Annotated in this window: 19 protein-coding genes and 1 pseudogene; 6 read left to right on the top strand and 14 right to left on the bottom strand. The window is 42.2% G+C overall.

The window, feature by feature from the left end:
• Nucleotides 1-33: 33 nt before the first annotated feature.
• The gene (gene proC / locus BCU75_RS14825; RefSeq protein WP_102474315.1) at nt 34-852 is read right to left on the bottom strand and encodes a pyrroline-5-carboxylate reductase; all 819 of its coding nucleotides are present in this window, start codon (nt 850-852) and stop codon (nt 34-36) included.
• 82 nt (nt 853-934) lie between these two features.
• On the bottom strand, nt 935-1639 hold the full coding sequence (locus BCU75_RS14820; protein ID WP_102353374.1) for a YggS family pyridoxal phosphate-dependent enzyme: 705 nt from the start codon (nt 1637-1639) through the stop codon (nt 935-937).
• Between the two features lie 26 nt (nt 1640-1665).
• Here BCU75_RS14820 and BCU75_RS14815 point away from each other — a divergent pair, with 26 nt between their 5' ends.
• Complete coding sequence (locus BCU75_RS14815; RefSeq protein WP_004735478.1) at nt 1666-2703, top strand: type IV pilus twitching motility protein PilT; 1038 nt, start codon at nt 1666-1668, stop codon at nt 2701-2703.
• A 14-nt stretch (nt 2704-2717) separates the two neighbouring features.
• Nucleotides 2718-3827 carry a PilT/PilU family type 4a pilus ATPase gene (locus BCU75_RS14810; protein WP_102279316.1) on the top strand — a complete coding sequence of 370 codons (1110 nt, stop codon included), beginning with the start codon at nt 2718-2720 and terminating at the stop codon, nt 3825-3827.
• A 76-nt stretch (nt 3828-3903) separates the two neighbouring features.
• Here BCU75_RS14810 and BCU75_RS24445 read toward each other — a convergent pair whose 3' ends face one another.
• From BCU75_RS24445 to BCU75_RS14785, 6 genes and pseudogenes are all read right to left on the bottom strand, one after another.
• Complete coding sequence (locus tag BCU75_RS24445; RefSeq protein ID WP_170960663.1) at nt 3904-4065, bottom strand: hypothetical protein; 162 nt, start codon at nt 4063-4065, stop codon at nt 3904-3906.
• A 99-nt stretch (nt 4066-4164) separates the two neighbouring features.
• Nucleotides 4165-4587, bottom strand: coding sequence for a Holliday junction resolvase RuvX (gene ruvX, locus BCU75_RS14805; protein WP_017062240.1), 423 nt, complete (start codon nt 4585-4587; stop codon nt 4165-4167).
• Between the two features lie 48 nt (nt 4588-4635).
• Entirely contained in the window at nt 4636-5199 is a 564-nt protein-coding gene (locus BCU75_RS14800; protein ID WP_102279318.1) for a YqgE/AlgH family protein, read from the bottom strand.
• 115 nt (nt 5200-5314) lie between these two features.
• Nucleotides 5315-6265 carry a glutathione synthase gene (gene gshB, locus BCU75_RS14795; protein ID WP_004735482.1) on the bottom strand — a complete coding sequence of 317 codons (951 nt, stop codon included), beginning with the start codon at nt 6263-6265 and terminating at the stop codon, nt 5315-5317.
• A 9-nt stretch (nt 6266-6274) separates the two neighbouring features.
• Nucleotides 6275-7006: a 16S rRNA (uracil(1498)-N(3))-methyltransferase gene (gene rsmE, locus BCU75_RS14790; RefSeq protein ID WP_017077778.1), complete on the bottom strand. Its 732-nt coding sequence runs from the start codon at nt 7004-7006 to the stop codon at nt 6275-6277.
• A gap of 159 nt (nt 7007-7165) precedes the next feature.
• Nucleotides 7166-7351, bottom strand: a pseudogene (locus BCU75_RS14785) (endonuclease); the annotation flags it as partial.
• Nucleotides 7352-7919: 568 nt separating this feature from the next.
• On the opposite strand from BCU75_RS14785, the gene BCU75_RS14780 reads away from it, so the two are divergent.
• On the top strand, nt 7920-9521 hold the full coding sequence (locus tag BCU75_RS14780; protein WP_102474314.1) for a metallophosphoesterase family protein: 1602 nt from the start codon (nt 7920-7922) through the stop codon (nt 9519-9521).
• Complete coding sequence (locus BCU75_RS14775; protein ID WP_102474313.1) at nt 9514-10359, top strand: HAD family hydrolase; 846 nt, start codon at nt 9514-9516, stop codon at nt 10357-10359. Before BCU75_RS14780 ends, BCU75_RS14775 begins: the two co-directional genes overlap by 8 nt.
• 410 nt (nt 10360-10769) lie before the next feature.
• On the opposite strand, the gene BCU75_RS14770 is transcribed toward BCU75_RS14775, so the two are convergent.
• The 4 genes from BCU75_RS14770 to BCU75_RS14755 form a co-directional block, all read right to left on the bottom strand.
• Nucleotides 10770-11294 carry a hypothetical protein gene (locus BCU75_RS14770; protein ID WP_102474312.1) on the bottom strand — a complete coding sequence of 175 codons (525 nt, stop codon included), beginning with the start codon at nt 11292-11294 and terminating at the stop codon, nt 10770-10772.
• 141 nt (nt 11295-11435) lie between these two features.
• Nucleotides 11436-12647 carry a serine/threonine-protein kinase gene (locus BCU75_RS14765; protein ID WP_102474311.1) on the bottom strand — a complete coding sequence of 404 codons (1212 nt, stop codon included), beginning with the start codon at nt 12645-12647 and terminating at the stop codon, nt 11436-11438.
• Nucleotides 12648-12773: 126 nt separating this feature from the next.
• Nucleotides 12774-13415, bottom strand: coding sequence for a Shedu anti-phage system protein SduA domain-containing protein (locus tag BCU75_RS14760; RefSeq protein WP_102474310.1), 642 nt, complete (start codon nt 13413-13415; stop codon nt 12774-12776).
• A gap of 291 nt (nt 13416-13706) precedes the next feature.
• A complete protein-coding gene (locus BCU75_RS14755; RefSeq protein ID WP_102474309.1) occupies nt 13707-13913 on the bottom strand; it encodes an antitoxin Xre/MbcA/ParS toxin-binding domain-containing protein in 207 nt (68 codons plus the stop codon).
• A 300-nt stretch (nt 13914-14213) separates the two neighbouring features.
• On the opposite strand from BCU75_RS14755, the gene BCU75_RS14750 reads away from it, so the two are divergent.
• Nucleotides 14214-18689 (top strand): ATP-binding protein, encoded by a 4476-nt coding sequence (locus BCU75_RS14750; protein WP_102474308.1) that lies wholly within the window; start codon nt 14214-14216, stop codon nt 18687-18689.
• 334 nt (nt 18690-19023) lie between these two features.
• Here BCU75_RS14750 and BCU75_RS14745 read toward each other — a convergent pair whose 3' ends face one another.
• Together BCU75_RS14745 and BCU75_RS14740 are read right to left on the bottom strand one after the other, a co-directional pair.
• Nucleotides 19024-20403, bottom strand: coding sequence for a DEAD/DEAH box helicase (locus BCU75_RS14745; protein ID WP_102474307.1), 1380 nt, complete (start codon nt 20401-20403; stop codon nt 19024-19026).
• A complete protein-coding gene (locus tag BCU75_RS14740) occupies nt 20403-20909 on the bottom strand; it encodes a hypothetical protein (protein WP_277868914.1) in 507 nt (168 codons plus the stop codon). Before BCU75_RS14740 ends, BCU75_RS14745 begins: the two co-directional genes overlap by 1 nt.
• A gap of 114 nt (nt 20910-21023) precedes the next feature.
• Between BCU75_RS14740 and BCU75_RS14735 the strand changes: the two genes are divergently transcribed.
• Nucleotides 21024-21344, top strand: a complete 321-nt coding sequence (locus BCU75_RS14735) for a helix-turn-helix domain-containing protein (protein WP_102474305.1) — start codon at nt 21024-21026, stop codon at nt 21342-21344.
• Nucleotides 21345-21511: the final 167 nt, after the last annotated feature.

The raw sequence follows: 21511 nt of genomic DNA, 5'->3' as shown, positions 1-21511 counted from the left end.
TTGTACTGTAACTTGTATTAAAACATTAAAGCATTAAAACAGTTTTTCCATCTCTTCAGCTCGAGTAACCGCCGCTTGCATGGCTTTGGCTACGATGTCTGATAGTTGATGTTCGTTAAACGTGCGTAGTGCTTCCGCGGTTGTGCCGCCTTTTGAAGTCACCTGTTCACGTAGAGTAGATAACTCAGTATTTGGATTTGCAACCACCATTTCTGCCGCACCTAATGCAGACTGCTGCACTAGTTTACGAGCGGTTTCTTGGTCAAAACCTTGGTTAATTGCTTCAGCTTGCATCGCTTCCATAAACAGGAAGAAGTAAGCCGGAGCACTACCCGCCGCCGCAATGATGTTGTTGATGCCAGACTCTTGTTCAACCCAGCTTACTTCACCTACGGCATGCATTAGCTGAGAAGCGAACTCTTTATCGCTCTGACTAACCGTTGAATCAGCATAAAGGCCACTCATCCCCTTACCAAGCAATGATGGCGTGTTTGGCATAACACGTACAAGATTTAGTTGGCAGTTTAACATCTCATTGAGTCGATTCGCATTAATACCCGCTGCAATTGAGATAACCAGTTTGTTGCTAAAGTCGATGCTTTGTAAGGGTTTGCATACATCAGCCATCATTTGTGGCTTCACGGATAACACAACAACGTCTGCTTGCTCTGCTGCGGCAATATTATCGCTGGTGGTATTGATGCCGTATTCTTGCTCTAACGGCAGCCTTCTGGTGTCAGAAGGTGCTGTTGCAGTAATCTTTTGCGCTGGGTAACCACTCGCCACTAAGCCCGCTACAATAGAGCGAACCATATTTCCCGCCCCAATAAAGGCGATGTTCTTATGTTCCATATATAAAATCCTGAGCGTGTCGCTGCGCAGTTAAAGCGAAGCGGTATCAATACTTGTACTTGTCGTTAGTTACTTACTAAGGCTATTTCGTGTAATCACGAGCTCCGAAAATAGCCGTTCCAATACGAACCATTGTGCTACTAGCCTCAACTGCTGCATCCATATCACCACTCATACCCATCGAAAGGGTATCGATGTTTGGATACTTCACGGCTAGCTTGCCTTTGAGCTCCGCCAGCTTAGAAAATGCATTAAGCTGAGATTGATAGTCAGATACGTTTGCAGGAATCGACATCAACCCTCTTAACGTGAGGTTGGGGAGCGATGAAATCAACTCTGCGAGTGCAAAAACTGTCTCTTCTGACGTTCCTGATTTCGAATCTTCACCACTCGTGTTCACTTGAATTAGTACTTGTAGAGGTGGAAGCTCGTTTGGTCGTTGATCATTAAGCCTTTGCGCGATTTTATCGCGATCGACAGAATGCACCCACTGGAAGCTTTCTGCGATAGGGCGGGTTTTATTGGATTGAATTGGGCCAATAAAATGCCATTCTAAATTTAGGTTAGAATGTTGTTCTGAAAAGTGTTTTACTTTATCGACACCTTCTTGAACATAGTTTTCACCAAAGGCAACTTGGCCTCCGAGTGCGGCTTCTAGAATCGCATCAATAGGTTTAGTTTTACTGACGGCTAAAAGTTGCACGGACTCTGGAGCTCGTCCGCACTTTTGCTCAGCACTACGAATCTGTGAGGTGATTTGTTCGATATTTTGTTGAATACTACTCATAGCTGACTTTACTTAAGGGAAAATAAATGGATATCACTGAGTTACTAGATTTTAGTGTAAAGCATAACGCGTCAGATCTACATCTTTCTGCGGGTGTATCTCCAATGGTACGTATAGATGGTGAAGTAAGGAAGCTTGGAATACCAGCTTTGAGTCATGCCGATGTGCATCGTTTGGTTTTTGAGATCATGAGTGATTCACAACGTGGTGAGTTCGAAGAAAAACTGGAAGTCGACTTCTCTTTTGAATTACCCAATGTTGGTCGTTTCCGTGTTAATGCTTTTAATCAATCTCGTGGTTGCTCTGCTGTATTTCGTACCATTCCAGTAGAGATTCCTACCCTTGAACAGCTAGGGGCTCCTGAGATCTTTGAAAGAATATCTAATTACGAAAAAGGTTTAGTCTTGGTGACAGGGCCGACGGGTTCAGGTAAGTCGACAACTTTGGCGGCGATGGTAGATTACGTTAACCGTAATCATAATAAGCATATCTTGACGATTGAAGACCCGATCGAATTTGTTCACACCAACAACAAATGCCTAATCAACCAACGAGAAGTGCACCGCGACACTCACAGCTTCAAAGCTGCGCTGCGCAGTGCGTTACGTGAAGACCCAGACGTTATCCTTGTTGGCGAGCTTCGTGACCAAGAGACAATTAGCTTAGCGCTAACCGCAGCAGAAACAGGCCACTTAGTGTTTGGTACTTTGCACACGAGCTCTGCGGCAAAAACTATCGACCGTATTATCGATGTATTCCCGGGTAGCGACAAAGACATGGTGCGTTCAATGCTGTCTGAATCGTTACGTTCGGTGATTGCTCAAAAGCTGTTAAAGCGTGTTGGTGGCGGTCGCGTGGCTTGTCATGAAATCATGATGGCGACACCTGCGATTAGAAACTTGATCCGTGAAGATAAGGTCGCGCAGATGTATTCGATTATTCAAACGGGCGCGGCACACGGTATGCAAACCATGGAACAAAATGCGAAGCAGCTGATGGCTCAAGGCTTGGTTGATTCAGAAGAGGTCGAGAAAAAGATCGAAATTGAAACCTCAATGTTTTAATCAAGGTGAACAAAATGGAATTGAATCAAATTCTTGAGGGGATGCTTTCTCAAAAGGCTTCGGATCTTTATATCACTGTCGATGCTCCAATCCTGTTTCGTGTGGATGGTGAACTGCGACCTCAAGGAGATAAGCTGAATTCGGCTCAGGTTGCTCAATTACTTGATGCGATGATGGATCAAGACCGACGTGATGAATATCAGCAAACGCGTGAGGCTAACTTTGCCATTGTGCGTGATTTTGGTCGTTTTCGTGTGAGTGCATTCTTTCAGCGAGAGCTACCAGGAGCGGTCATTCGTCGTATCGAGACTAACATCCCAACCTTTGAGCAATTAAAGCTTCCTGATGTACTGCAAGACCTGTCAATTGCAAAGCGTGGACTTGTGCTGGTGGTTGGAGCGACGGGCTCTGGTAAATCAACCTCAATGGCTGCAATGACAGGCTATCGCAATACCAACCGCTCAGGGCATATCTTGACGGTTGAAGACCCGATTGAATTCGTTCACGAACATAAAAAGTGCATAGTGACTCAACGTGAGGTTGGGCTCGACACCGAGAGTTATGAAGTTGCGCTTAAGAACTCTTTGCGTCAAGCACCTGATATGATCTTGATTGGCGAAATCCGTAGCCGTGAAACCATGGAATACGCGATGACCTTTGCTGAAACGGGTCACTTGTGTATGGCAACTTTGCACGCCAATAACGCTAACCAAGCGTTAGAACGTATTCTCCATTTGGTACCGAAGGAACAAAAAGAACAGTTCTTGTTTGATCTGTCGATGAACTTGCGTGGTGTGGTCGCTCAGCAATTAATCCGAGATAAGAATGGCAGCGGTCGTCATGGTGTGTTTGAGATTCTACTCAACAGCCCAAGAGTGTCTGACTTGATTCGCCGTGGTGAGTTACATGAGCTAAAAGCAACGATGGCGAAATCGAAAGAGATTGGGATGCAGACCTTTGACCAAGCTTTGTATGATTTAGTCGTTGCTGGCAAGATTAGCGAAGAGGATGCGTTTCACAGTGCAGATTCAGCCAATGACTTGCGCTTGATGTTGAAAACCAGACGTGGCGATGATGACTACGGGACTGGCGCTTTGTCTGGCGTTAAGATTGATATGGGCTAGATTCAGTGCTTAGTGCTTAATCTTAAAACCAATAAAAAACCCGCTTTAGAAGCGGGTTTTTTGTGAAGCGAGTAAATTAGTGGTTTGCAAAGCTGTTGTTATCGTTCGAGTAACCGCGTTCTTTTTCTAATTTAATTTTAGTCGGATATTGTTCGCCAGTGTAACCCGCTGAGCCACCACCCATAGAACTACATGCTGATATTGCTAGAGCGGCGAAGATTGCTAGAAAAATTTTCATGTGAACTCCCACGTTCTTATTTTTGAATTGCATCGACATTACGATGTGAAATTCGAGTGGGATCACAAGTTAGATTACATTTTGCTCACTTATTTTTCGTTATGAATATTGTGCTTCAAACCAGCTCTCTAAAATGACGACTGCAGACTGGTTATCGACATTGCCTTTGCTTAGTGCTTTATAGCCACCCATTTCAAAAAGGTCGGCCCTTGCTTCTGTCGTAGAAAGTCTCTCATCATGCAATTCAACATCCACACCAAAGCGTCCCTTAAGACGGTTAGCGAATTTCTTCGCTCTGGGTGTAATGGTTGCTAGGTCTTTACCGTGAAGATCGGTAGGCAGACCAACCACGATAAGATTCGGCTGCCATTCCTTAATTTGCTTCTCGATGTCGTCCCAGTTTGGGATGCCATCTTTCGCTTTAAAGGCTTTCAAAGGGCTTGCTGTACCTGTGATCTCTTGTCCTATCGCACTGCCGATACTTTTTGTACCGTAGTCAAATGCCATAATTGTTCGTGACATGGGGCTTCCAAATTAATCTGTGTTTGAGAGTTTATATACTGATTTGAGCTAGGCGTGGCCAGCGTCTGCTGAAAGCTGAGCCGCATTGATACCTAACATTTGTACGGCAACTTTCCAGCGATCCGAAATAGGCGTATTGAAGATAACCTTTGGATCGGCTTCGACGGTTAGCCATGAATTTTCAGTCAGCTCAGTTTCCAGTTGTCCTGGTTCCCATCCGGCATAACCAAGCGCGACCAGATAATGCATAGGTTCATCTTCTGTCCCTAACACCATTAGAATATCTTTCGAGGTTGTTACCGAGATTTGATCCGTCATGTTGATGCTGGATTGATAACTGCCTTTGGGTTTGTGCAAAATAAACCCACGATCTTCTGCGACTGGCCCACCATTAAGTACTGGCTTATCAAGGCTTGCTTGGTTGGGTTTCGGCTGTTCAGAATCAACCTCAACTTGCTTAAGCATACCGCCAACAGTGACATCGATAGGAGCGTTGATCATCAAACCCATCGCACCTTCGTCATTGTGCTCACAAAGATAGATCACCGAATTTTGAAAGTATGGGTCTTTCATTCCGGGCATAGCGACCAGAAAGTGGTTCGTTAAATTCATAGAGCCTCCTGCCAGTGTGTTCCCAGTAAAGGAAAAAGAGCGGCGTAAAGCCGCTCATTGTTCTTTGCCTAGATATTTTTGTGTTTCGAATAGCTAAGGCTTTCTTTAGTTTAGGCTATTTAGCGTTAACGCGACGCTCGATTGCATCCATTAATTTGCCCGTTACCGAAATATCAAAAGCAGCTTCAATTTCACGGATACAAGTAGGGCTTGTTACGTTAATTTCAGTCAGCTTGTCGCCGATAACATCAAGCCCAACAAAGATTAAGCCTTTCTCTTTCAGTGCAGGGGCAACTGCTCTTGCGATAGCCCAGTCTGTTTCACTTAGAGGACGAGCTTCACCTGTACCGCCAGCAGCAAGGTTACCTCGAGTTTCCCCTTTTGCAGGAATACGCGCTAGACAGTAAGGCATTGGTTCACCGTCAACCACAAGAATACGCTTATCACCATTGCTGATGTCTGGAACAAAGGTTTGTGCCATTGCGTAGTTTTGACCGTGGTTAGTCAGTGTTTCAATGATCACTGATACGTTTGGATCGCCTTCTTTCACTCGGAAGATAGACGCGCCGCCCATACCATCAAGTGGTTTTAGGATCACGTCACCGTGCTCTTCTCGGAACGCTTTAATCTTTTCAGCTTTACGAGTCACGATGGTGGTTGGTGTCAGTTCAGGGAACCAAGCCGTGAACAACTTCTCGTTACAGTCACGTAGGCTTTGTGGCTTGTTGACGATCAGTGCACCGTTCTCTTCAGCACGCTCAAGAATGTAAGTCGCGTAGATGTACTCAGTATCAAACGGAGGATCTTTACGCATCAGAACCGCATCTAAATCAGATAGCGCGATAGTCTGTTCTGATTTGAACTCGTACCAGCCGTTTGGATCTTCTTTTAGTTCAACAACCTTAGTGTCAGCAATGGCTACGCCTTGATCTAAATGTAGATCATCCATTTCCATGTAATGGATTTCGTAACCACGACGCTGAGCTTCAAGCATCATGGCAAAGCTAGAGTCTTTTTTGATGTTAATGGATGAAATTGGATCCATTACGATGCCAAGTTTGATCATTTTTTTCTCCTAGCCTAGATCGCCAAAACGGACTTGTAAGGCAGTAATTGCGGTTAGAGCTGCTGTCTCGGTACGAAGTACACGTGGGCCGAGTAGCGTCTCTTCAAATTTGTATTGTTCTGTCATGCCGATTTCTTCAGCTGACAGTCCGCCTTCAGGACCGATCAATAGGCGCACCTTACTGATGGGTTCTGGAAGGGTATTAATTGAGTATTTTGCGCGAGGATGCAGGTTTAGCTTTAACGCTTCACTCGGTTCGCTGCACCACTCTTCAAGTTGCATGATTGGGCGAATAACCGGAACCGTATTGCGACCAGATTGTTCACATGCTGCGATAGCAATCTTTTGCCACTGCGCGAGCTTTTTCTCGAAGCGTTTAGTATCAAGCTTAACGCCACAGCGCTCTGAAATCAGTGGGGTAATGGTGTTTACACCAAGCTCAACCGATTTCTGAATCGTGAATTCCATTTTATCGCCACGTGAAATCACTTGGCCTAAATGTAAGTCTAACGGAGATTCGCTGCTACGCTCGATACGTTCAGTAACATTAACTGTGACGTTCTTTTTTGATACTTCAGCAATTGTCGCGGGGAATTCAGCGCCACTGCCATCAAATAGAAGAACATCTTGACCTTCTTTCATACGAAGGACTCGACCAACATGACCCGCGGCATCTTCGCCTAAAGCGAGTGAACCTAACTGATGAATGCGTTCTGGGTGATGGATACGAGGGATTCTCATGCTGGTAAACCTATAAATAGTGTCATTTGGGTATTTTGTCTCTGCTTAACATGGATGCTTTTAATTGAAAAAACAAGGGTAGAGCAAGAGTTTCAGGAGCAATTCTGAAACTCTTGTTTGAGATGGAGGCAATTGGAGATGTTGGTTGCCTGAGTCGTGTTATTTACAAGCAGGAAAAACAAATGGGTTGTGATTGCCTTGGATAGCATGGATTCGCTCATCACGAGTACATTCCCACTTATCGACAGGGAATTGCTTGTTCCACGCCATCATCAGGTTAGTCTGCTGCTTAGAGAGCTTGAAATCATACTCTTGGCTCATGTAAAGGTAAGTACGAGCTACTGTTGCGATTTATTTTAGATTAAAGCTTGTAAATTTAATATATATCAATGTGATAGATTAAATAAAAACCACTTCTCAAAAAATGTTCTTACGACGTTTTTTTTGAGAAGTTTTAACCAAACTGTTCTCAATAACTATCTATAGGCTAGCTTAGTAAAGCTGAGGGACTGTAGGATAGTAATAACAGTTCATACAAAACGCTCAAGTAACCCTGTTTCGTGCTGTTCTAAATGATACGAGATCAGAAATAAAGACTCATACTAGCTCTCGAGCACCCACACACGTTTACTTAGTCGCCTAAAACGTATTTGGGCAAAACTTTATTACGAACCCGTATTGATTGTAAAACCTTGGATAAGTACTGCTAAGGTAAATTATTCAAAATACCTGCGAGCTAGTAGCTAGTTTTAGTAATCCACTACAAGTTACTCATTCACTTCAAATTAACACTATATAGCCTATCCGTAATAAAGGGTAAGTATGTATACTTGATTAAATAATAATAGAATCACATGCATACGAATCCCGAGTGAGCCCTAATGATACCTTTAACCAACCTAAGTGAGCACTAATGAACTCTACTCTTCTATTACGCTTTCGAGACCTGTCTTGCCCTAAAGGCGAAACAATTAACAGACACTCAGACCTGATTGAAGAAAAGGGATTTGCGTGGTGGGGTTGGTGGAACAAAGGACACGAACAGTTACCCTTTGACACCCTAATTGACCTAGGGCTAAGAGACAGCCAGACAAAGATGTACGTCTACCTCTTTGATAGTGCACAAAAAACGTTCTACAAAGCTGAGTTAAAGGACTATAAAGCTGAAGTTGGTGTTGAAATACCAACTCCAGACGCAAACCTTACTCCTAACTATTATAAAGAAAATCTCCACCCTGTTTGGTTTAAATTCAAAGAGATAGAAGAGATCGACCCTTTTGAAATAATTCAAAAAAAATCGTATGAATCGATGAATGATCTATTTTTAGAAGAATCTCATTACAAAATGTACGACAGTAAAATCATAGCATCGGCCGAAGAACTAGCTGAACAAAATCGTACTGTCTGGAGAATCAGAGATAAGCTTGATAATGATAAAACTAATGAAATCCGTCTAAGAGGTATAACTGAACTCCAACCAAGACATTTTGATCATTCGTACAAAGCCACAAACAAAGACAGTCTATTATGGCTTTCAGATCCTCATTTCACTGAGAACGGCTTTCATGGGTACCCCCTGAGTACCACTAACTCGATTAAAAAGACTCTCGCAGAAACAATACAATCTGCATACTTCAAAACTAACAAGAACATTGCTTCTCTATTAATCTCCGGAGATCTGACTTGGAAAGGAGATAAAGAAGAGTTTAATCTTGCAGGTGACTTTATCGACCACTTAACTAGTGTAAACAATTTAGACAAATCTTGGTTGTCGATTTGCCCAGGGAACCACGACTTATCATTCTATGATGGAGCCGATAAAGAAAGTACAGATGTGATCGAGAAGAATTATCAAGACTCTCGTGCAGCTTATAGTGATTTCTACGCTAGATACTTCGATATGAAGCCAAACGAATCCATGAGCTCAGGTAGAAGATTACTGCTAAACAATTCCATACCTGTAGAAATTGTATTGCTCAATAGCGTAACGCTCCAACAGACTAAAGGTACTTTTCAAGGACATGGCTATATAGGACAAGAACAACTAGAAGCTGTGGAACAAGAGATGGGGTTAGAAAAAGGCAAGCCAAGAAATGTGACACGTATTTGTGTTATGCACCATCACTTAATGCCTGTATCTCTATCACAAGAAGCTTATCATGATGCGAAGTATTCAACTGTCTTAGATGCAGAAAGGCTTTCACGCTGGCTCACTAAGTACAAGTTTGATTTTTTACTCCATGGGCACATGCACCAGAACTTTAATTGCACCATCGAACGAGCTGAACTGACACATAAACCTGCTTGTAAAGAAGAAAACCCGACCAATAAACTTCATGTACTTTCACTGGGTAGCAGCGGCGTATGTATGAATCATACAGGCGAGTCAAAAGGTAATTGGACTTGTAGAATAGAGTTCGGAAATGAAAAAATCATCTTCCACTACGGTAAAATTAGCCCGGAAGATGCTACGTTATCAGATAAATACAAACTGGAGTTCGACTACAATGCCTAAATTATTGATAACTGACTTAGACAATACACTTTATGATTGGGTATCATTTTTTTCCCAATCATTCGAAGCTATGGTTGACTCTATTGTTGTATTGACCGGTATAGACAAAAGCATATTGCTTCGAGATTTCAAGGATATCCATCAAAAGTACAATAGTTCTGAAAGGCCCTTTGCTGCGTTAGAGGTCAAAGCAATCATCGACTACTTTGGTACTACTGATAAAGATGTTCTGAAAAGGGAACTAGCCCCTGCTTTTCGCAGTTTTTCTGAAACAAGAAAAGAAACTCTGAAGCTATACGAGGGTGTAACTGAAACTTTAGCCAAGCTTAAAGAACAAGGCGTTATTGTCGTTGGACATACTGAGTCGTATGAAGTTAATGCAGTTTACAGAGCCAAAAAACTAGGACTAGATAAATATCTAAATCACCTTTACACCATTGGTTCAAACTCTTCTTCTCACCCAGATCAAACCAAACCAATGATTGACCCTAGTGATGCCGAGTGGGTTATAAAGTTACCTGAAGAAGAAAGAAAGCCTAATCCTAGACTTGTTTTAGATATATGCGAAAGGGAAGGGATATGCCCAAGTGACGCGTACTATATTGGTGACTCAATAGTAAAAGATATGTCTATGGCTAATGCCGCTGGTGTTAACTCAGTTTGGGCTAAGTACGGAAAGGACTTCCAAAGCGCAAACTGGAAACTATTGGTTAGCATCACTCATTGGACAGATGAAGATGTAAGAATAGAAGAAGATTTAAAAGCAATGTACTCAAAAGAAACTCCGATGTTCGAAGTGTCGTCTTTCTCTGGACTACAAAAAATATTTAAATCCTAAATCAATACATTAAAAGGGCTATCATTCATGTAGCCCTTTTTTCTATCAATACAGGGCTACTATTAAACGACCCCTGAAAATTTATTTGACACCAGTCTCCATGCTTTGTTTTGCGCTTTACTCACTGGAATTTATGACAAATTGTTAGTCCTACTTCAGATACCGTCATGGATAGTCACTAAAATTAAGTGGAGACTCAAAGCTAATTATTGCAGCAATGAATAACGAAAAAAGGCAAACTCAGGTTAACAAGATATGAATGAGTGAAAGTTCTAACGCACAACGGGGTACAAACGTGCTATCGGTGATCGTGCTGGTATGTGATCGTGCTGGTACGTCTCTGGACAGAAGCGGGTTAGGCGGCTTTTTGGATAACGTCAAAAGCTAATAATTGACGCCATAGCCGTATGTTAACTTTCACCTTTCGATTGGGCAATTAGATCATTTCTCCACTCTGAAACTAAGTCTGAAAGTGTTTTATAACCAAATTCTGATTCAATTAACTCTTGAAGCTCGTTAATCAGAAATTCACCGTCCATTGAGAATGCTGTTAGAACGCGAGTAGTGTAATTTTCAGGCCAAGGATCGCTCCACTCATCTCGGTGTTTGAAATAATTAGCAGTACAATTAACCAGTTCTATTAGCGAATAACCCTGAACTTTTACACGTTGATTTTTATATGCACTTTCTTTGGCCAATTTATTGAGCCCTAAACTAACTCTAATTTCGTTAATATCACGTAAGCTACCGATACAATAAGCTTGGGCTGAAACAAGCAAAGAGCCGTAAAGAACTTCACCGTACTCGTTCATCCATAACCCATCAAACCAAGGTTCAGTGCGATTCCTCTCAAACAACTTTGCTATACCTGCCTGGATCGTTTCCTCTACATCGATTAGCGGGCCAAGACCATAGTCAACCTCCAAAATGTTCATAGTGCTCCTGAAAGTTAACTTCCAATTAATGTGTGAGCAGCATAAGCACCGAACCCACACTGCGTGGTAAACGCTAAACTCAACTCGAAGTGAAAGCGCTTGGCATTACGATACACTGTTGAATTGTTTGTATTCTGTTCCTCAAAACGGAATATCGTCATCAAAGTCCATGCCTGCGGGTTGCTGCTGTGGCCGCCCCCAAGTAGATTGTTGAGGTTGTTGCAGTACTTGTTTAGTAAGGCACTTACTACAGCCATTTGATGTATCTTTGCCCATATCTTGTTTCTTCAAATAGGAACCACAACTACTACACTCTGGTACTTTGAATAGCTCAGTACCACATCCTCCACAGAAACGGGTTTCGGCTATGGGGAACCCACACGTACATTGATAGGTTAATTTGTCACCACAGCAAGTGCAGTGAATATCAATACAGTTTTCTGTAAAGTTAGCTCCCTTGTAGTACCCATTTGGTGACCATTGCGCATCTGGACATTTTAAATTGGCGCAAAGTGCTTTGCTTGGTGTATTAATGGTGAAATACCCTGCGCCAGAAATGCTTTTTAATTCTCTCAGAATGTCATCGACATTTTGATAGCGATTATTTACATCATAATCTGAAGCCTTATTTATGAGGTTTCGCAGAGCATAAGGAATTGATAGCTCAGGTTTGTCTAGTGCTTTAAGCGTTGGTGTACCCGTTAGCAATTTGCAGAGTGTTAGCCCCAAAGAGTAGATATCGGTACGAAAATCAACGTTTTTCATATCGACGTTTTGCTCTGGAGACATGTACTCAGCAGAACCTAAATGGTCTCCGGTTCTTGTCGCTCTTGTGAAGTTCGGGTTGCCAGAAGGTGCAAAGCCAATTGAGAAATCGATTAGGTAAGCGTGACCGGCTGACGATAGCATGATATTTGAGGGTTTTATGTCTCTATGAATAATTCCCTTTGCATGCACAAGTGACAACGCATCGAGAATCTGAGTTGCAATTGTTATGACCTGTCGTTGCTCAATTACACCATGATTTTGGATATGATCTTCTAAATTTGCACCTTCGATATACTCCATAACGATATATGGAACCAAATCATGCTCACATTTAACCTCTCCATGAGTGATGACATATGGTATCGCTGGGTGTTGCGCCTCTGCGAGTATGAACGCTTCTCTCTTAAACTTTTTCTTTAACTCGGTGTTATTTCGATTAATTGCGCTATCAAAAAACTTTACAGCAACTAGTCTTTCCAGAGAATTTTGCTTGGCTTTCTTAGTTTTACCCGAAAGCCCACTTCCAATGTCCTCAAGTAGGTCAAAGCCTTGTCTCTTTAGATGAATTGAATACTCGTCCAACATTTCCTCCTGAGCTTTACAAAAATTGTAACGCTCGATTATGCAGCCCGAAACGATTTACAGACTTTACTGCACAGCACCGTAGCCACTGAGATGTCTGTTAAAAATGCCGGCCGCGTAAATTGTTTATTAGGCCAGAAGGTTTCGCCAATTCCCTAGGTATGAATACTGACTGCAATACTGACTTAAGCCACGAGCAGGCAACGAGACTGGATTATCCTCAAAGCTCCAAAATGAATCTTGAAATTTTCCATAAAAGTCTAATGTGTCGTAAAAAGTGTCTGTGCTGTGAATTTCAATATTGCTAGTTTGGTTATGATGAGAGCGCCACTGAGCAGCATGCTGTTTTTGCCATTCACTTCTACGACCTGCTACGAGAACATAGCGAAATTTAGATACAGCACCAAAAATACGTTGCTTTTCAGCTGGCTGTTGATGAAAGTAGCGCTCCCAAGACTTTACTTGCTCAATAGCATGGTTCAGCTCTCTTGCTGGATCGCCTGTTTGTGTAAATAACTTCATAGAAGGCTTTTCAATCTCAACCAGCACCCACTCAGGACCGTCTGAGCTGTCATTCAACCAACAAAAATCACAGCGAAATTTGTCCCCAAATGGGACTTCTGCAAAGTTTGGCTGAATACCAAACTTTCTATCATAAAGGTCATGGAACAAGAATGAGTTGCTTTTAAGCACTCTTAGCAACTCTACCTCTGAGTCATTCTCAAATGCCTGATCCAACTGTTGTTTTACTACATTGATATCAAAAGCCATACTTACCTTTCTACTACTAAGACCTAACGACATTTATACGTTTATGAGCTCGTCTACCGGATACCGCACAATCATTTGCCTACATCGAGAGTATGAAACTTTCAGATTTAACTCAATGAATTTTAATCCATTTCTTGAGTGGCAGCATTCAAAGAGGCGGTACTTAATTGTTTATACGTTCAAAACTTACTGTTCTAGTATTTTTGAAACGGTACAAAAAGCAAAAGATGGTATCCTGTGAATGAGTACGAACCTAACAAACTTTGGGGCAAAAGTTTGTAGCAACAAAGATCACGAAAACACTCCATGCTCTAAACGGCCAATCAAATTTAGTACAGCCTTGGTGTCTTCGGCTGTCGAAAGCATATCAATTGGTCGTTTGTTGCCAAGCCCTCGAACTGGGTGCTTAAGCCAATTATTAACAGCTTTTTGACTACCAAATAGTGCTAACGCAGCCTGAAATACTTTGTCAAAATTCTTTTTGGTTTCTTTATTCACTTTAAACTCCGCCTAAATTTATGTGACAAGTCTTATGCACCATACCTACATCAGGAAAAGTTGGTCAAATAATGATGAGCGAGCAGATAGGTAGTAATGAGCTCAGTAATAATGGGGCATAAATGTGCCAAGACGGTTCGACCTGACGTTTACTTCCATTAATGAGATGTAAGTCATTGATTGGATAATTGAATTACGTCAACAAAGTATTCTAGTTGTTTGATATATTATTTCCTTCCGAGTCGTTATCTATGAAACCGCAATCTCGCAACCTCCCAGACAGGAAAAGGACATACAAACTTGATTGATTTTTCTTCTATAAATGCCTTCAACAAAGGACCTAGAGAGTCCTTTGAAGATTTAATTTGTGTGCTTGCTCGTCGAGAGAACCCTGAAAATGGCCTCGAATTCCAATCGAATGATGGCTGCGGAGGAGATGGAGGTGTCGAGGCACTTTGGATTCTAAACAATGAAAGGAAAATTGGTTATCAAGCGAAGTATTTCACTTCCATTGGTGACTCCCAGTGGAGTCAAATGGATGAGTCGGTAGAACAAGCGTTAAAGGTACACCCTGAGCTTCAAACTTATGTTTTCGCAATACCAAAAGATTTTACTCCACCTAGGGGGACAAAAGGTAAATCTCAACGCGAAAAGTGGGATGAGCGAGTAACTAAGTGGAAAGGTTGGGCGGAAGAAAAGTCAATTGACCTTAAATTCGAACTTTGGTCCGAAACTACCCTAAAAGACATGCTTCTTCGGGAAGATAATGCAGCATTGATCAAGCTTTGGTTTGGCGGCGATGTATTGAACGATAGTTGGTTTAAAGATCAAGTTAGTGTAGCTAAGTTAGCATTGGATGATCGTTTCAATCCTCAAGATCACGTCGAAGTGTCCATTGAATCCCTGTTTGACACCATAGCCCGAGGTCCAGGCATTACTAAACAGTTGGTCGGCGCGTTCACTGATTTAGAGGAATCAATAGTTCCTACTATAGACTCTACCTCCATAGCTCATGCACCTGATGCAGACGCATTCTTGATAGCAAATAATGCATGGCGGGAATTGGTGGAACTTAAAGGTTCGTTTACACACGACTTTACTAAAGAATGGGACATTGGTTCGGCAACGATTATTTTAGCTCGCCTTCAAAATGCGGTTTGGACGCTTGAAAGGCAGTATGACTCAATAAAAAAAAATATATTGGAGAAGGATGAGCAAAGCAAACTTGAAAATGTGTCCCGAAGTCTCCGTTCGCTTTCCTCCTCTTGCTCTTCATTAAGCGAAATTTTACGAGACTCAAATCTTCAAGCTGAGAAATTACGGTGCGCTGTAGTCTATGGTCCAGCAGGGGCAGGAAAGTCTCATATTCTTGGGCAAGTGGCAGAACAGCGAACTCGTGTTGGTTTACCGACAGTCCTGATGTTAGGTCAGAACTTCTCGAGGTCAGTGTTCTGGGAACAAGTCGCTGGTATTTTGGGGTTGGAAGGTAGAACCGTAGATGATGTTTTGGGACCGCTTAATGCGGCCGGAGAACGTAAAGGTCAGCGAACAATTCTGCTCTTTGACGCAATCAATGAAGGCGTTGGCGCACATTATTGGAGGCAGAATCTATCGGAAATTGTACGCGCGATCCAGAAATATTCTCATTTATCAGTAGTATTTTCTTGTCGCGAAGAATATCTTCGATATGCATTTCCAGATTCTCTTTCAGAGATATTACCTAGTTTCTTTATTGGTGGATTTACTACGCCTGAAGAGCTAGAACAAGCGGCAATTCAATATCTTGATGCCAAGGGTATTGCTCGACCTAATACACCATGGTTATCGCCAGAATTTAGCAACCCACTATTCCTAAAAAGTACCAGTGAGGCTTTGCGTGCGAAAGGACTTACAGAATTTCCTCGCGGGCTAAATGGTATATCGCAAATTATGGCGTTGTATCTCGATGCTTTGAGTTGGCGCACTGGGGTAGAAGCAACAAGTTCAGATGGAATTTTAACCTCAATAATAAAATGTGTCGGCCTGGTGGCAAATAAGATGGCGACAGATGGCTGTGACTTCATCGAAATTGGAGAAGCAATTACATTTGCAGAAGAGAGCTTTAGGGGGAGAACACCGCCAGAGGGAAAGACTTGGATACAAGTTTTGATAGAAACAAGTTTGTTTCGACGAGATCCGCCTCCTTATTCGGAAGATGTTGATCCCTTTAACCCACCATCGGAACTAGTACGCTTCTCGTTTCAGAGATTCCAAGATCATCTCATGGCAACATATTTGGTTTCTAAGGTATCTGTAGTTCAAATAAATGCAGCTTTCGATGCAGGCGCTCCTCTTAATTTCCTATTTTATGATGGACAACCAGAGAATGGTTTTCGCTATCAGTATGCGGGATTAGTTAGCGCACTATCAACAATATATCCGGAGAAGCTCGGCGTCGAATTTGCTCAAACACTACCAGACTGGGAACTGCATTGGGAAAGAGGGCTGCCGCTCCAAGAAAGCTTTGCTGAGAGTTTTAAATGGAGAAATACGGATGCATTTTCGGATGATACGCGAGAATTACTGAACCGATTAGATGGCCGCAATGTTGAGCCTCTAGGTCTCCTCTTAGAGGTTTCGATGACTATTGGTCATCCTTTTAATGCTCTTCACCTTCACGAGCGTCTGAAACAATGGCAAATGCCAGAAAGAGATAGTCATTGGACACGTTGGATTAATTGGGCGTCGCGAGAAGAACTCAATCAAGTTGAAAGAATTGTCTCATGGGCGTTGTCAAAGCACAGTCGCACCGCAGATTTGAAACATTTGGAGTTAGCTTCATTAGTTTTGGTATGGTCCTTAACTTCGTCTCACCAGACATTGCGTGACCGAGCGACCAAAGCACTAACGACATTATTTTTAGTAAACTCAAACATATTTATTTTCCTACTTGAAAAGTTGCACGCTTGCGATGATCCGTATGTTGTAGAGCGACTCTATGCGGCAGCCTTTGGAGCTTGTTGCATCGATAAAAGCTCTGAACGTCTAAATGTTTACTCGCATGAAGTCTTCGCCAAAGTTTTTGCAGACAAACAGCCCCCGGTAGCTCTACTCACTAGAGACTACGCATTGGGGATCATTGAACTTGCCAATAGTAAAAGCGCATTGAGTGAAGGAATTAGCCTTGAGGATTGCTATCACCCGCTAGGTTCTGAGCCGCCAATATTTGGTCTGACTAAAGATGGAGTGGAAAAAATAGCTGAAGAAAGAGGTGGAAAAGAAATTTTTAGATCTGCTTCAAGTGAATGGGGTGACTATGGAAAATACAGTATTCCAGGTCGCGTGAGAAATTTCTTAATAGCTCCTCTTGATGGTCCAAAGCCGGTGTCGAAGAAGGAATTAAAGCGAGTTTTCGTTGAGGAGGTGATACATCCCTATGCTGAGCGCGTTGAGGCTCTAGAGGCTTTTGAGAAAGCATCCAGTTCCAATTTTCAAGCTATGTTTTTTGCCCAACCAGAGAGTGAGGTTGTCCATAAGGAAGCAGCTGCTCTGGAGGAAGCAATAGTTAATGCTCGCCACCGCTTAGAAAGCCTATTAAGTGGAGATGAGCGCGAAAGGCTTTCGTTGGACTACCTTCGCGAGGATGGTGGCTACGTGGACTTTGACGAAATTGATGTACAACAATGCAGATTATGGATCACTAAGAGAGCTTACGAGCTTGGTTGGAACTCCCAACTTTTCCCTCGGGATGGGTATGGTACTAACAATTCTAGACATTATAATGATTTGGAGCGCATCGGGAAAAAGTACCAACGTATAGCACTAGATGAAATTCAAGCTAGACTGGCAGACAATTTTTGGGTACTCCAAGGATGGCCTGAAGAGCCGAGTGTGTATCGATATAGCAACCATGATTTTCGACGAAACCTTGAACCGACTATACTGCCGTTTGAAAAACAAGTCAGTCGCCCAACAAGTTGGGTTGTCGAGCCTATTATCCAACTCCCCGAAGTTGCGGAACAAGATTTAAAGCAGTGGCCATTTGAGGAAGATCCGACGCAAACAATAATTGAGAAGCTCTCTAGGGTTGATGAAGACAATAAAAACTGGAGTGTATTGTATGAGTTCAATTGCGTTAGTGAAAAATATCAAGGACCTAGAATAGGCATGCATGGAATGCGATATGAAGAATTTAGATTCCTTTATTGCGTATTCCTAAAAAAGGGAAGGGCGAGAAAGCTAGCAGAGTTCCTTGAAGAGAAGAAAAGTCTTGATGTTGACTCTTTTAAACCGAGGGAATTTACTGACGGTCCGTACCTTCGAGAAGCATATTGGCGAAATACATGGGAATCTGAAAAGTTCTCAGAATGCCTTTGGGATGGCCCTGACGAATGCGCATTTGCAATACCTATAGTTAATTACCATTGGGAGAGTCATTTAGATAAATCTCTTCCTGATGGTTTTTCGAATTATATGCCCCAAAAATGGTTTGCCGATGAACTTGAATTATCGATGTCTGAAGATGAACCAAATAAATGGTTAGATAAACATGGAGACGTTCTACTGCAAGCCCAAGAGCCTTTTGAGCATCAAACCGCAGTAGTTATTGATGAAGAAACTCTCAATTACTATGTTGGCAAGTTTGATATCGAGCCTATTTGGATCATGGTTGCAGAACGAAACACGTGGCCTAATGGAGATAATGATGAATCTTGTTGGCGTCGTTCTGAAGGTATTGTGTGGCGTGAGGGAAGGAACTGGCGAAAAATAGCGTGGAACAAAGATACAAAACGTTAATCCATCCTAAAAGACAAGGAACCAATTAGCGCAAGTCAGCAAAGTACGACGACGTCAGTGAGTGAGCTTTTCCTTTCACTGGCGTCTGGTATCACACACTCTAACCGATTATTCAGATTACTTGCCTTAGAGAAAACCCGATTATCAGGATGTGGATGAGTTTCCAATCTAGCTCATAATGGGACATTTTGAGCTAGCAGTATTTACTAGCACTTTCGGGCCTAGAGCAATCCAAAACTGAAGTGTGGTATTAACGCCCCCCGAGCAGCACCACCCAGAGCCGAAACGCTAAATCTTTATTGAGTTAAGCGACTTGGTAAAAGAATAGGTCTACTCAAGAAACCAAAAATGCCGATATTACCCGCTGTCTAAAAGCCCCGAGCCGAAGCTCATCAAACGAGCCAAGTGTGACATCAGTATTCTCAGTGCGACTTGTCGTGCTATTCCATACCAGCTCAGAGCTAAGTCCTTCTCGCTCTTCTAGTAACTCCTTTTCGGTTAGATGGTTACGCTTAGTGTCTGGCTCGGCTTCTGCAAACTTTGCCCACTTTGCATATATACACGACTCGGGAATATCTTGTTCAATCCTTTCTGCAAACTCAATTAGGCTTTGTTCTGCAAAGGTGAATAACCACGCTTGTTGATTTTTCGCGTCGTTCACACGAAGAATTCGCCCGAGTACCTGCCTAAAGTACAATTCAGTTTTGACTGAGCTCATGTGGCAACAAACTTGAAGGCGCGGAATATCTGTCCCCTCACTAATCATTCCAACGCTAACAATCCATTGAGTATCGCTTCGTCTATAACGTTCAATCTCTGCTAAAGGTTCTTCATGCCGATATGTCACTATTGAGGCCGATTGAGCGTATTTTTCAGAAAGTACCTTTTTGATTATTTGTGCGTGTTGAACTGATGCGGCAACAACTAACCCTCCAGCACCAGGAGAGCGAGAGCGGATTTCTGCGAGCTTTTTACAACCTAATCCAAGTAAGTACTCAATTGCATCTTCATTACGAATGATGCTTTGATATGAGGCCTTAGTTTGCTTAATCATTTCCAATATTGAAGAAAAAGATTCCATCTTATCGTCGTTAGTTACGGTCAAATGTTCGTTATCGACCAAAACAACCTTTGGGGCTCTGCAAACCTTATCGCCAATTGCTTGCTTTAGCGTGTATTGATAATCAACCAAAAGCATTCCGTCTGGATTGCTGTACTCACCCAACACTATCGGTAGAGAGTCTGAACGCCATGGGGTTCCTGACATTGCAAGGGTATATGTGGCTAGTCCTTGAATCTTAGTAAGGACTTGTTGCCCCCAAATGTTCGCATTTTTAATCTCTGAGCCAGAGCAATGATGTATCTCATCAAAGACCACAAATACTCGGTGATTACGTAGGGTTAGCCAAAATTCTTCATTTAGAAACTGGATTGACTGATAAGTGAGAGAGCGTCCAATAGAGCCTAATCCACCATTAAAGGTGCAATTAAGAATCTGTGAAAAGGTTTTCTTTGTTCCGCTTGAAACTGTTAAAGAAGGTGAGAAACACAATACAAGATCGATCTTGTCCTCTTGCAGTAATTTTGAAGCAATCGTCGCAGCCAGTACCGTTTTTCCTGCCCCTGGGGTTGCTTGGCAGAAAAAGTGCTGCTGGTTTGAACTATATTTCTGTAATGCTTTTTCTGAGCATTCTACCTGCCATTGCCTTAGCACTACTGGTTGTCCTCACTGAGTGTTTTTAGAACACTGGTGAGGACATTCACTCTTCCTAACAACTGCGCTGAATGCTCTCTTGCTTGATCGAGAAGCGGAAGTAGTCTTGGTTCTAGTTCAGGAAAGCGGCCACAGAGAGATTGATACTCATTAATTTCCCCAAAAACAATCTCTAGCTCACCTTTGTACTGATTGCGTTCGTGTCTTAATACTGAGTAATCGGACGAGGTGGAGAAAGTAACCTTAGTGTTTTCTAATCCAGTATCGATTTGAAGACCTTTAAATAAGTTTGTTTGAAAGTATCGTTTCTGCTGTCCCGTCCCTTCAACTCGAAGCAAATTGTTCTTCACCAAACGAAGGAGTTGTCGGTAAACCTTACGACGAGCATCATCCAGATCAACATAGGAGTCATCAATAGAAACAAATGCATCTCTTAGCTCAACAACTAAAAAACCATCCATCTTTTTTTCAATCAATAGGTTGTGCATTTCATCACTGATTTTCAAAGAACGCTTCATGTACCGCATATACCATTAAAATACTAAGGATTGCTTAGTATACAGAAATCAGTAAAACTAAGAAAATCTTAGTTATAATGAGATAAGAGATATGAAACTCAAGTGCCATTCGAAAATCCAATTCCAGTGCGGCTCAAAGAAGCACGTAAAAAAGCAAACCTCTCTCAAAAAGCATTGGGAGTGCGTATAGGTATGGATGAAAGCTCTGCTAGCCCTAGAATGAATCAATACGAGAAGGGTAAACACACTCCAGATGTACACACCTTAAAGCTAATAGCTGATGAACTAGGAGTCCCTTTAAGTTACTTTTTCTGTGAAGATGAAAGCACCGCTGAGTTAGCATGCATCATTTTTCAAATGACCGAGAGCGAGAGAAAAGAATTAGTTTCATTATTGTTGGCCAAAAGTAAACTTGAAGTTTAGTGGCACTATCCAGACTTAGATTTGGTCTGCGGTCTGACTAAATAGTTACTATTTAGGACCTGACTATTTTTAGCCTTAATAGACAAAACGGTTGAGAAGCAATATCTCGCAGATAACACTCAAGTCTTATAGATTTTGCCTCCAATTATTTAGAGGCTTTCTCCTGC

The sequence above is a fragment of the Vibrio splendidus genome (assembly GCF_002873455.1).
GTDB classification, from domain to species: Bacteria; Pseudomonadota; Gammaproteobacteria; order Enterobacterales; family Vibrionaceae; genus Vibrio; species Vibrio splendidus_J.
Note: the sequence above shows the minus strand (reverse complement) of the source record. Positions and strands in the feature narration are given on the sequence as shown.